The following is a 12,261-nucleotide window of genomic DNA, read 5'->3' on the forward strand; positions in this document are numbered from 1 at the left end:
ATTCAACCCTTTTTTCTTTTACCCGAAAACTTTTTAATGAATTGATATTGCCAACTGAGGATGTGGAGACATTGAAAGATCAGGAGCAAACAATTGAAGCCAAGCAGGTTGCGTTCCAATATGAATCGGAAGATGGTTCCTCTACTCCCGTGTTACAGAATGTCAGCTTTTCTATTAAGAAGGGCTCTTTCGTCTCTATCATTGGTCATAATGGTTCTGGTAAATCAACAATAGCCAAGCTAATAAATGCCTTATTAGTTCCGTCAGAAGGTGCTATTATCGTTAGTGGGTTTTCCACAAGTGAACAAGAGTATCTGTGGGAGATCAGGCAACAGGTTGGAATGGTTTTTCAGAATCCTGATAACCAAATTGTTGGGACAATTGTGGAGGATGATGTTGCGTTTGGTCTGGAGAATCTGGGGATTGAACGAGAGGAAATGCGCAAACGCATTGACGAGTCTCTGGCTGCAGTCAAGATGTCTGCCTATTTAAAATCTCAACCTCAGCGATTATCCGGGGGCCAGAAACAACGTGTAGCGATTGCCGGCATTCTAGCGATGCGTCCATCTATTATTATCCTGGATGAAGCTACAGCCATGCTTGATCCACAAGGACGTAAAGAGGTCATGCAACTGGTTCATCAGTTACATCTGGAAGAGGGATTTACCATCGTAAATATTACCCACTTCCCGGAAGAAACACTAGGTTCAGATCGAATCATTGTCATGGAACAAGGGAAAATATATGCGGATGGTACACCATCCGAGGTATATGCTGATGTGGAAGGGTTACTAGCGATTGGGCTGGATGTTCCTTTTGCCGTTCGTTTGCATCATTTCTTACAGCAGCATGGCTTTTCTCTTTCAACAGTGCTGGATCAGGAGGAGTTGGTTGACGAACTATGCAAATCTCTTTTGAAAACGTGAGCTATGTGTATGGAAAGGGAACGCCTTTTGAAAAGGCTGCTATATCTGATGTTTCCTTTTCTATTCCATCTGGCTCTTTTGTCGGAGTGATCGGGCAAACTGGTTCGGGTAAATCAACACTGATTCAACACGTCAATGGTCTGTTGAAACCTTCAGCTGGCACAATACGTGTTGGGGAGATAGCAATAACTCCTGAAACCAAGAAAGTCCACTCACTGAGAAGTAAAGTTGGACTTGTGTTTCAATATCCTGAGCACCAGTTGTTTGAAGAGACGGTTATACAAGACGTCATGTACGGGCCACTGAATTTTGATTTGCCTAAAGACCTTGCGTACCAAAGAGCGAAAGAAGCTTTGGAAATTGTAGGTCTTCCTTTTGAGGAAATCAAAGATCGCTCTCCTTTTCATCTGAGTGGTGGACAAATGCGTCGGGTAGCTATCGCTGGGGTATTGGCGATGCAACCGAAAGTGCTTGTGCTAGATGAACCGACAGCTGGATTAGATCCTGCTGGAAGAAAAGCAATTCTTAACGGAATCTATCAAATTCACAAGGCTGAGCAACTGACTACCTTGTTAGTTACACATAGCATGGAAGAAGTGGCACGTTATGCCGATCAGTTGTTGGTACTTGCTAATGGTCGTGTAGCTATGCAGGGTACACCTGAAGAAGTGTTCTCGAAAAAAGAGGAACTTCGTGAGTTGGCACTTGATGTACCGGAAACGGTCTCGTTCGTGCACCGTCTCAATGAAAGGTTACCTAAAGACCAGCAGTTATCTCCAACGCTTTATAAAGAAGAGGATTTGACTGCCTATCTGCTTACCCTATTGCAACAAAAGAAGGGGGAAGGCAGATGAGCATACTGCAAAATTTTACATTAGGACAGTTCGTTCCTAGTGATTCGTTTGTTCACCGTTTAGACCCCCGAAGTAAGTTCTTGTTTTTGCTTGTCTACGCAGTAGTCGTTTTTTTGTCTAATCAAATATGGTTATATGCAGTATTTACCGCTATCCTTATTTTTTCCTTACGACTTTCTAAATTGTCACTCGCCTATATTTTCCGTGGATTAAAGCCAGTATGGTTCTTACTCGTATTTACGATTATTCTCCAGCTTTTCTTGACGAAAGGTGGAGAGGTGTATGTACAGTGGGGATGGTTTTCTATTGAGGAAGATGGTGTACGACAGGCATTTTTTATAGCCATGCGCCTTGGGTTGATTGTTGTAATGAGCTCTCTGTTGACCTTGACGACATCGCCTATGGATTTGACTGATGGTATAGAGAAAATGTTAGGTCCCTTCAAAAAGATTGGGCTACCCGTCCATGAGCTGGCTTTGATGCTTTCCATCGCTATTCGTTTCATTCCTACGCTATTGGAGGAGACGGACAAGATCATGAAGGCACAAATGTCACGAGGGGCCAATTTTGAAAGTGGTGGAATGATATCACGGGCAAAAGCGATGATTGCGATCGTTATTCCGTTGTTTGTCAGTGCATTTCGACGTGCTGAGGACCTTGCTCTTGCTATGGAGGCCAGAGGGTACCGAGGAGATGTAGGACGAACTAAGCTTCGTCAGCTGGCATTCAGCTATCGAGACGGACTAGTAATTGTGTTTATGATCCTTATGGTAGTTGCAGTAGGAGTGTGGAGAGTGTGAAAAGGCTAAAGGGGATCGTGGCGTACGATGGGACTGATTATAGTGGCTTTCAAGTCCAACCTGATCAGATAACCGTTCAGGAAGAGATCGAAAAGGCGTTACATCTGATAACGGGAGAAGAGATTCGAATAGCTGGTTCCGGTCGTACGGACGCAGGTGTTCATGCCCGAGGGCAAGTATTTCATTTTGATACGGAATCTACCATCCCTATGCAAAAGTGGCGTCTGATTTTGAATAACAAGCTTCCTGACTCTATTGTAATTCAATCAGTAGAAGAGGTAGATTCTTCGTTTCACGTGAGATTTGATGTGAAGCAAAAGGAATATCGCTACTGTATTGATAATGCGCAGGTACCCGATATCTTTCGTCACCGCTATGCTTGGCATATTCGCCACACATTGAACGTAGAAGCGATGCGTGAAGCTGCTATGCATGTAGTAGGGACGCATGATTTTACGACCTTCTGCTCAGCAAAAACACATGTGGAAGACAGGGTACGAACGATTTACGATCTAAGGGTGGAACAGGATGGTTCACTACTGTGGGTAATTTGCCGCGGTAATGGATTTTTATACAACATGGTACGGATTATTGTGGGGACGCTGGTAAACGTGGGAGAAGGCAAGTACAAGCCTGAGGAGATCAAAAGATTTTTAGATGGTTGTAATCGGGAGTTGGCTGGCAAAACGGCACCACCACAAGGTCTTACGATGTGGGAAGTATTTTACAGCGAGTAGAAATAGCTTTTCTCTTGACTATGAAATACTGATATAGTATGATAATCAATGGTATTTTCATACCCGTCTAGCCCCACTCTAGCCCCGGGAATTGAAAATGATTTGTTTCGAAGATAGGACACACAAGGTGAAGTTGTTCACCGTTGCAGCTTCAACTTTTAACTATGAACGGCAAGATATTTAGGAGGGACAAACATGCGTACCACATATATGGCGAAACCGCTTCAAGTTGAACGCAAATGGTACATCGTTGACGCAGAAGGCCAAACTCTTGGTCGTATTGCTTCTGAAGTAGCAACGATCCTACGCGGCAAACATAAGCCTGAATTTACACCACACGTTGACACTGGTGATTTTGTAATCGTTCTGAACGCAGACAAAATCAAACTTACTGGTAAAAAACTAACTGACAAAATGTACTATAGACACTCCATGCATCCAGGTGGTTTGAAAGCTACACCTGCTGGAGAAATGTTGAACAAACGTCCTGACCGTCTATTCGAACTAGCTGTTAAAGGCATGCTTCCTAAAAACAGCTTGGGACGTCAAATGTTCTCAAAACTAAAAGTTTATGCTGGTACTGAGCATCCACATGCTGCTCAAAAACCAGAAGCATGGCAAATTCGCGGCTAATTAAAGGAGGAAATGACTCGTGGCACAAGTTCAATACTACGGTACAGGTCGTCGTAAACACTCCGTAGCACGCGTTCGCCTGGTTCCAGGTGAGGGTCGCATCGTGATCAACAAGCGTGTTATGGATAACTATTTTGGTTTGGAAACTCTAAAACTGATCGTAAAACAACCACTTGTGTTGACTGAAACATTGGGACGCTATGATGTTTTGGTTAACGTAGCAGGTGGGGGTACTACAGGTCAAGCAGGTGCAATCCGTCATGGTGTTGCTCGTGCATTGCTTAAAGCAGATCCAGAACTTCGCGGTGCTCTAAAACGCGCTGGATTCTTAACTCGTGACCCACGTATGAAAGAACGTAAAAAATACGGCTTGAAAGCAGCTCGTCGCGCTCCTCAGTTCTCCAAGCGCTAAGAAGCTTTCGGTATCAAGAATTATCGCCCTTGGCCTTTACTGGTCAGGGGCTTTTATTTTTTCACCTGATAGGGTGAAGTGGAAGTCGTTCTGTTACCCAAGATACGATTTGATAAAAAAACAAGCCACCATAGATGGCTTGTTTGAAAATTATTTTAAGGAATGCGAGCTAGACCTTATCCCACTCCATTTATTGACCTCCCGTACAAAAGCGTCCGGTTCATCGAGTGTAAGATATATTTTCTCGACACCTTAGTTGGTAATGTTTGGATGGTATACATTTTCGCGAATGATAGCATGAAAGTAAATAATTCGCAATAATTATCAAAGAAAAACAAACGCGACTTCCTTACGAGAAAAAACGGAGTTAATCATTTTGTTTTTTTGCAATCAATTTGTCAAATGAGAAGGGCAATCCTCCCTATAGTGAACTGCTATACTAAGAGTATAGATATGACTGAAAAGATAAATTTTTTCAGTTTAAAAAAGGAGTCTTCTCTATGAATATACTAGCTAGCATCTCATCACAGGATGAGGTAAATAAGATTAGTCCTCTTTACGAGAAGAAATGTGAATGTCCATTTTGCTCACATGCATTTACTACACATAAAATTCGCTCTCGGTTTATTCAAGTAGAAAAGCGTGATTCTGATTTTTGTAGCTATTACAAAGATCCGAACCTTAATCCGTTGCTTTATTACGTATGTGTGTGCCCAGCATGTGGCTATTCATTTACCGAACATTTTAACAAGTATTTTAAACCTGAATCTCAAACTATTATTCAGGAGAAAATTACTTCTAAATGGGAAAATAAAAATCTAGGTGGAAAGCGTACGTATAAACAAGCAATTGACTCATATAAGCTAGCTCTCGTATGCGCTCAGGTTAAAGGAGAACCGCATATTACTCTGGCATCTTTATGCTTGCGACTGGCATGGCTATATCGATTGATCAACATGTCTGGTAACGAAAAACGTTTTTTGGAACTAGCAATCGAGGAATACAAAGATTCTTATCTGGAAGGTGACTATATTCGTCAGGAAAAGCCAATGTCTGATGTGCGTATTCTATATGAAATAGGTGAATTGTTACGTAGAGTGAAAAAGTTTGATGAAGCTGTATATTACTTTAATAAAGTAATTGCTTTAAGAGGAAAAACAATTGAGACAGGCATTATCAATCTCGCTCAGGAGCAATGGAAGGTAGCAAGAGAAGAGAAAAAGGCTGTATCGCTAGACAGCATGGGAGTATTGTAGACGTATTTGAATACATATAACTAAGATTTCCCTGCAGTAAATATTCGGCAGGATTTTTGAGAAGAGAGAAAGACAACCAGTCATAAGTAGATACCTTTGTCCATATGATATTGAAGAGAATGGGACAAAGGAGCGGGATGAAGGTTGACTAGAAAAGTGATTGGATGGGTTCTTGCCTGTTTTTTGCTCGTTGTCATCTTCACCTATAAGCTACCAGCACATTCGTCATGGACCACCTGGACATTACCTCTTGCTGGTACGGTAATCGCTATAGACGCAGGCCATGGTGGCTTAGATGGCGGAGCTGTGAGCAAGGATGGCAAATTGATTGAAAAAGAAATAACTCTTCCGATTAGTCTCTACTTACGAGATTTTCTGCAACAGTCAGGGGCTTATGTCATCATGACCAGGGAAGAAGATAAAGACCTTTCTTCAGATGGTGCAGCTAAAAAGGGAAAGAGAAAATCAGAGGATATCCGTAATCGCGTCAAGTTTATCAACGAAAATACCCCGGACCTGTTAGTTAGTATCCATTTGAACAGCATACTTCAGGAAAAGTGGAACGGTGCACAAACGTTTTACTTTCCAGCTTTTGAGGAGAGCGGATTGGTAGCTAATTTGGTTCAGGATGAGATCAAGCGAGTACTTGAAAATACAGAGCGATTACCGAAGAAGACGGACGATATTTTTTTGATACGAGAAGTTAAAACCCCTGCTGTCTTAGTTGAAGTAGGTTTTCTCTCCAATAAAGTAGAAGCGGAAAAACTGGGAACTGAGGAGTACCAAAAAGCCATGGCAAATGCCATCTATCAAGGAATTCTCAGATATTATTCCGATGAAAAAATAAAACCTTCAAGTACACCTTAGCACGGTGTACTTGTTCTGTGTTTACAATCAAGTGTGCTATAATGATGCAAACAATGACAAGCCATCCAGGGGTGTTTATATATGATTTCAAAAGAGCAGGTACTTGAGGCATTACGTGACGTTAAAGATCCGGAGATTAATCGTAGTCTCGTTGAGTTAAACATGATCCGGAATATTCAAATTAATGGTGCTGTAGTATCGCTAGAAGTGGTACTTACCATCACAGGCTGTCCGCTAAAAGCAAAAATTCATGATGATGTAGTGGCTGCTATCCGTGCATTGGGTGCGCAAGAAGTAGATGTACGTTTTGGTGCGATGACAGATGATGAAAGAGCGGCATTAAGTGCCCAATTGAAAGGGAATACGAAGCAACCTACTGCGCCAGGTCAAGCTCCGGTCTTACATCCAATGCTAAGTAAAGATTCAGCGACTACGTTTATTGCCATTACATCAGGTAAAGGTGGCGTAGGTAAATCCACGGTAACTGTTAACCTCGCAGTAGCTTTGGCACGTGCAGGTAAAAAGGTTGGAATTATTGACGCTGATATATACGGATTCAGTGTTCCTGATATGATGAACATTGAACAACGCCCAACAGTAATTGATCAAACTATTCTACCAGTTGAAAAATTTGGAGTAAAAGTAATGTCGATGGGCTTTTTCGTAGAGGATAATTCACCAGTTATTTGGCGTGGTCCTATGCTGGGAAAAATGCTTCGCAACTTCTTCAGTGAAGTTCACTGGGGAGAAGAGCTGGATTACCTGTTACTTGATCTTCCACCAGGAACAGGGGATGTGGCGTTAGACATTCATACCATGATCCCTCAAAGCAAGGAAATCCTTGTTACTACTCCACATGCTACCGCTGCCTTTGTAGCAGCACGAGCAGGCTCCATGGCAAAACATACCGGCCATGAAATTATCGGTGTAGTAGAAAATATGGCCTGGTATGAAGCGAAGGACGGCTCTCAAGAATATGTATTTGGACGTGGTGGAGGGGCTAAATTGGCTGAGACACTTGCATCCAGATTACTAGCGCAGGTACCATTGGGACAACCAGAAAATCACCCGCAGGAACCAGATTACTCACCATCTGTATATAAAGCTGATTCGGCAATCGGACGTATCTATGATCAATTAGCTGAGGATATTGACGCTCTTTGTAAATAAGATATGGTCAGCTAAAAGGTTAGATATAAGGTAAGAGACACCAGCTCCCGACTAAGGCTGGTGTTTTTTTATGGGATTAGAATGTATTATACTTGACTTGGTAAAGTATTTTAATTATTGTCTAATTAGATTATTATCGAATTTAAGACTGTTATGGATCTGAATTTCTAAATGAAAGGAGTGGCCTCTGGTGCAAATCGAGCTACTAGTACTTTTTCATAAGACAATGGGAGATGTTAATCGTTTACGCATTGTTTCCTTGTTAGCGCACCAGCCTATGAGTGGATTAGCTTTAGCTGAGCGTCTTGGAATATCACCTGCAACGATTACCCATCACACGCAGAAATTAAAAAAATTAGGATTATTAGTAGAAAAACGAGATAAAAATACGATCATTTTTCATCTATTACCTACGGAGCTTAAACGTTATTCTGATGCATTGCTTCCGGCGATAATGCCTGTAGATAAAGAACCTTTAGAGCAATGGCAGTTTATCCGTGATCATGAAAGAGAGGAGAATAACGAAATGGCACAGTTCCCTTTGCAAAAGGAAAAAGAACATGTGTGGAAGTCATTCTTCACAACGGATCATAAACTTAAAACAATCCCGGCTCAATGGAAAAAGAAATTATTTGTACTGGAGAAACTGGTAGAAAATCTGGTTGTCGGTCAAACCTATTCCGAAAAGGAAATCAGTGAGTATCTGAAGCAGTATCATGAGGACTTTGCTACACTACGTAGAGAATTAATCATGAACAATATCATGTATCGCAACAATAACGTCTACACATTGAATCCACGTGAAATGTGGAAAGAAGTATAAAAAGGTGGAATCACATCCACCTTTTTATTTTTAACAAGCGTTCGTTGGCGATTTCAATTATTATTGGCCGCCGCCTCCACCACCGCCACTACTTTTCTTTTCCCTGCCTTTACCTTTCTTCTCAGGTTTTAGCATTTCTTCTTGGGCTTTGGTCATTAGCTTCAGCATTTCAGCTTGGAAAAGTGGGCTCTCTAGCGTATCCTTCATAATTTGCATGGTTTGCTTACGGTAGGCTGATGTTTTCATTAGATCAAGCAAACTTTTTTCAAATTCAGGGTCTTTCAGGATACTTATCATCATCTGTTGGTATTCAGGGTCTTTCATTAGGTCTTTTAACAGCTTTTTATTCTCATCCTTCATGGATTTTGCCAATGTGCTTGTGAAGGTTGGGTCCTTAAAAGCTTCCTTGATTTGCGGATTATTCGGCTTAGCGATACTCTGGATTAATGTGGTACGTACCATATCTGGAGTAAGCGCCAACTTCTTCTGGAAATTTTCATCCTTCATCATGTTCTCAACGGCTTTTTTGGCATCTTCCGTCTGTAGAATGTCGACAACCATTGTCTTGGTTGATTTATAATCAGGTTGAGATTCAGTCGATGATGAAGTGCCGGTGCAACCCGATATTAGCAGGACAAAGGTCATCAAAATGATGTAACGAAACCATACCGTATTTGTCATAGCAGAGTGCACTCTCCTTTTTCACATCCCAACTACTTATAAAATGTGCAGTTTCACCTTTTCTTACGCTAGAATTTTCTTTCAGCCACTGGTACAATCAAAGCGATTATAAAAGGAGGGACCAGCCTTGAGTTTGCGTAATTATGGTTGGCTGATTGGAACGACCTTACTTGTAGGTGGAATAGCAGGTGTATTTATGGGGATGACTGTAGCCTCAAAAAGTCTCTACGATAGTACACTTGCCAATTTCTTTGTGGGAATATTCATGCATTTGTTGTACGGGATGACGATCAGTATTGTTGCTCAGATGGGTTTCTTTGCTTTTATGATGCTAAATTATATGGTGCTGACCCCAATGAAAAACAAAATCCTACGAAATAACATCCAGTTATTCTTTGTCGCATTCGTCTTTTTCGATATTGTCTATTTACGGTCCATTTCTTTTGGAGATGGCGGGTCCATTCTCCCGTACCTATTGGAACCAACCTTACTCCTGGTTGTTGCAGTCGCCACGGCTTTCGCGAAAGTAAAAGTGACCAATCCAACTGCATGGATCCCTACGTTATTTTTTATGTTCGTTGTTACAGCGATTGAATGGATTCCCGCTTTGCGTCAGGAAGAATTTGCAGCGGCAGCGACAATGGTTGTACCTTTGTTATGCTGCAATGCGTGGCAGATTATGCAATTACAACGTGTAACCAATCGGGGTGTTCCTGGAAAAACAACGAAAGCAGTATAAGATCATTCAGATTCAGACTATTCATAACATAAGGAGGGAAAAAGCTACTCTATTGTCGAGTAGCTTTTTTCTGTAGTGTATAAGCGGAAATGCTAATGAATTTCCTGGCTTTTTACATTAGATCCAGCAATCAGTTCAGAAACAGTTACAAATTCGTATCCTTGGGCACGCAGCTTATCAATGACGGTGGGGAGTGCAAGGTGGGTCTGTTTACATGAATCACTCGCATGCATCAGGATAATGTCGCCGGGATGTGTTTTGGAGACAACATTTTGGATGATTCGATCGACACCAGGGTTCATCCAGTCAAGGGAATCTGTATCCCATTGAATTACCATGTAACCCATGTCTGTTGCTACTCTAAGGACGCGTTTATCAAAATCACCATTTGGCATACGGATTAAATTTGGTTTTTTTCCGGTTAAATCTGTTAGGATGGTTTCTGCTTTCCCGATTTGTGTACGCATCATCTCTTCGGAATAGCGACTGTAATTGTCATGTCTATGGCCATGAGAACCAATTTCGTATCCGCCTTCAACAATTTGCTTTACCATTTCAGGATGCTTTTGGCTCCAAGGAGATGAAAGAAAGAAGGTAACCTTGTTCAGCTTTTTTTCTTTTAAAATGTCCAATATAGGTTGTGTACGGGTTTCTCCCCAGCTAATATCAAAAGTCAAGGCAACCTTTTTGTCTTTGGTATCTACCTTATAAATAGCTTGCGGTCCTTTTGATTTGGTATCAACAGGTAAAGGAGCAAAGTGATTTGTATGGCTCTGTGCGTGAACGATTCCGGCACTGAGTAGTAGGAAGGTACAAAGGAGAGGAAGAAGTTTATTCTTCTTGATTAGTAATTTTGTCATATACTTCATAAGTGGTATAGTCCTCCTTGTGCAGATTTTCTTTTAGCTTGTGCAATTCAGATCAGGTTATACTTTTTATAGATGGAGAAGAACAGGTACAATGGAAGTATAGAAAGTTTTACAGTGATTGGAGTGAAATTGATGGGCAAGAGGTTGCGTGAGATGTGGAGAGGAATCCGGTTTTATTACTGGATTGCCTTAGCCATTCTACTTACGGGTATTTTTGTAGGGGCATTTCTTCCGCATATAATTGAAGAGGTTGTCCTTGCAATGATAGCTGAGGTAGAAAAAATCGCCGAGAATATCACAAAGAATGATAATGTATTTACGACAATTCGAATTATTTTTCAAAATAATGTGATGGCAGCAATCATGATGTTGGGAATGGGAGTATTTTTCGGCTTTTTTCCAATTATCGGTTTGTATTCAAATGGAGCAGTTCTAGGATATTTGCTGACGAATCCACCTAAGAATAGTACCCTTTCAAGTTGGGAAATACTTGGATATGGAATTTTACCGCACGGAATTTTTGAATTTGCTGCTGTTTTGCTTGCTTCTGGAATGGGGATTAAACTGGGGGTTCTCGTTTTCCGATCCATTGGAGCCTTATTCGTAGCCGAAAGAAGAGCCAAGGTAAAAAAAGATTGGGAGGGTACATTCCGGATTATGTTTACGACAGTCCTAGCGACGGTTGTCCTTCTTCTGGTGGCTGCAATTATTGAGTCGACTGTGACTCCCTACCTTCTTCAGGCTATGAAGTAAGGAAATGGTGGGATATTACGTGAATGAATAGAATTTGAGAGAGCTGCTAAAGCGGCTCTTTTTTAATTTAACTAAAAAAATATGTTTTGAATGAATAGAGAAATAGTAAGGGGGCAATCATATAACAGGTAGATTCTAACAGGGAGATGATTTCAATGTTAGGCATGATGCTCTCGTCGAAGGAATGTCTTGAAATTGAATATCTACTGAAGCGGGAAATGGAAGAAATGTTACTCGACTTCGGAGACAGCCGTATAGATAAATTAGTAAAAAGAGCAATGGAAGAGCGGTACATCATATTATTTCGAATGTATGCACGCTTTGCACCACCACAAGAGTTGTCCAAATATGTGAGAAAACGAAGAGTGAAAGAAGAACTGAGCTAAGTTACATAGCACCTTATACCTGCAGATTTGAACATGTCAGCATCGATTGTTGAAAAAGGTACTTCCTACGCGGTGTTTACTGGTTATGTTAAACATGTTTGAGCGTTGAATTGCTAGGGATTCCAGAGTTTTTCCCGGTATTAAAGAAAAAAGTTATAAAATCTATTGACTTTAGATATTGATTCGTGATAGATTATTTCTTGTCCGAAAGACACTGAGAGAAACGAAAACAACGAAGTTAAAAAAAGTTGTTGACTCACTCCGGTTGAATATGCTACCATATGAAAGTCGCTTTTGGACAAGAAGTGGTTGTCCTTTGAAAACTGAACAGTGAAATGTTTGAATGAAACAATAG

At 41.1% G+C, this 12,261-nt stretch carries 15 protein-coding genes; 13 read left to right on the forward strand and 2 right to left on the reverse strand.

Annotated features, from left to right (window positions below; all coding sequences use genetic code 11):
• Nucleotides 1–62: 62 nt before the first annotated feature.
• From LM917_RS21815 to LM917_RS21860, 10 genes are all read left to right on the forward strand, one after another.
• Nucleotides 63–926, forward strand: coding sequence for an energy-coupling factor transporter ATPase (locus LM917_RS21815; RefSeq protein WP_373688819.1), 864 nt, complete (start codon nt 63–65; stop codon nt 924–926).
• Entirely contained in the window at nt 902–1,780 is an 879-nt protein-coding gene (locus LM917_RS21820) for an energy-coupling factor transporter ATPase (protein ID WP_232699823.1), read from the forward strand. The genes LM917_RS21815 and LM917_RS21820 overlap by 25 nt, the downstream gene beginning before the upstream one ends.
• Nucleotides 1,777–2,580: an energy-coupling factor transporter transmembrane component T family protein gene (locus LM917_RS21825; protein WP_232699824.1), complete on the forward strand. Its 804-nt coding sequence runs from the start codon at nt 1,777–1,779 to the stop codon at nt 2,578–2,580. Before LM917_RS21820 ends, LM917_RS21825 begins: the two co-directional genes overlap by 4 nt.
• Nucleotides 2,577–3,317 (forward strand): tRNA pseudouridine(38-40) synthase TruA, encoded by a 741-nt coding sequence (truA, locus tag LM917_RS21830; protein ID WP_232699825.1) that lies wholly within the window; start codon nt 2,577–2,579, stop codon nt 3,315–3,317. The genes LM917_RS21825 and truA overlap by 4 nt, the downstream gene beginning before the upstream one ends.
• Before the next feature lie 195 nt (nt 3,318–3,512).
• Nucleotides 3,513–3,950, forward strand: a complete 438-nt coding sequence (gene rplM, locus LM917_RS21835; protein WP_232699826.1) for a 50S ribosomal protein L13 — start codon at nt 3,513–3,515, stop codon at nt 3,948–3,950.
• 19 nt (nt 3,951–3,969) lie between these two features.
• Nucleotides 3,970–4,362, forward strand: a complete 393-nt coding sequence (rpsI, locus tag LM917_RS21840; RefSeq protein WP_232699827.1) for a 30S ribosomal protein S9 — start codon at nt 3,970–3,972, stop codon at nt 4,360–4,362.
• Between the two features lie 500 nt (nt 4,363–4,862).
• Nucleotides 4,863–5,618 carry a DUF2225 domain-containing protein gene (locus LM917_RS21845; RefSeq protein ID WP_232699828.1) on the forward strand — a complete coding sequence of 252 codons (756 nt, stop codon included), beginning with the start codon at nt 4,863–4,865 and terminating at the stop codon, nt 5,616–5,618.
• A 144-nt stretch (nt 5,619–5,762) separates the two neighbouring features.
• Complete coding sequence (gene cwlD, locus LM917_RS21850; protein ID WP_232699829.1) at nt 5,763–6,485, forward strand: N-acetylmuramoyl-L-alanine amidase CwlD; 723 nt, start codon at nt 5,763–5,765, stop codon at nt 6,483–6,485.
• Between the two features lie 81 nt (nt 6,486–6,566).
• The gene (gene salA, locus LM917_RS21855; protein ID WP_232699830.1) at nt 6,567–7,655 is read left to right on the forward strand and encodes an iron-sulfur carrier protein/transcriptional regulator SalA; all 1,089 of its coding nucleotides are present in this window, start codon (nt 6,567–6,569) and stop codon (nt 7,653–7,655) included.
• Nucleotides 7,656–7,845: 190 nt separating this feature from the next.
• Entirely contained in the window at nt 7,846–8,478 is a 633-nt protein-coding gene (locus tag LM917_RS21860) for a DUF2087 domain-containing protein (RefSeq protein ID WP_232699831.1), read from the forward strand.
• A gap of 60 nt (nt 8,479–8,538) precedes the next feature.
• Here the strand turns inward: LM917_RS21860 and gerD are convergent, their stop codons facing one another.
• Nucleotides 8,539–9,159 carry a spore germination lipoprotein GerD gene (gene gerD, locus LM917_RS21865; protein ID WP_232699832.1) on the reverse strand — a complete coding sequence of 207 codons (621 nt, stop codon included), beginning with the start codon at nt 9,157–9,159 and terminating at the stop codon, nt 8,539–8,541.
• 127 nt (nt 9,160–9,286) lie between these two features.
• Between gerD and LM917_RS21870 the strand changes: the two genes are divergently transcribed.
• The gene (locus tag LM917_RS21870) at nt 9,287–9,898 is read left to right on the forward strand and encodes a KinB-signaling pathway activation protein (protein WP_232699833.1); all 612 of its coding nucleotides are present in this window, start codon (nt 9,287–9,289) and stop codon (nt 9,896–9,898) included.
• Between the two features lie 92 nt (nt 9,899–9,990).
• Here LM917_RS21870 and pdaB read toward each other — a convergent pair whose 3' ends face one another.
• On the reverse strand, nt 9,991–10,767 hold the full coding sequence (pdaB, locus tag LM917_RS21875; RefSeq protein WP_232699834.1) for a polysaccharide deacetylase family sporulation protein PdaB: 777 nt from the start codon (nt 10,765–10,767) through the stop codon (nt 9,991–9,993).
• Between the two features lie 132 nt (nt 10,768–10,899).
• On the opposite strand from pdaB, the gene LM917_RS21880 reads away from it, so the two are divergent.
• On the forward strand, nt 10,900–11,520 hold the full coding sequence (locus LM917_RS21880; RefSeq protein WP_232699835.1) for a stage II sporulation protein M: 621 nt from the start codon (nt 10,900–10,902) through the stop codon (nt 11,518–11,520).
• Between the two features lie 155 nt (nt 11,521–11,675).
• Nucleotides 11,676–11,906: a hypothetical protein gene (locus LM917_RS21885; RefSeq protein WP_232699836.1), complete on the forward strand. Its 231-nt coding sequence runs from the start codon at nt 11,676–11,678 to the stop codon at nt 11,904–11,906.
• Nucleotides 11,907–12,261: the final 355 nt, after the last annotated feature.

Origin of the sequence: Brevibacillus daliensis (genome assembly GCF_021245735.1) — a bacterium.
GTDB classification, from domain to species: Bacteria; Bacillota; Bacilli; order Brevibacillales; family Brevibacillaceae; genus Brevibacillus_B; species Brevibacillus_B daliensis.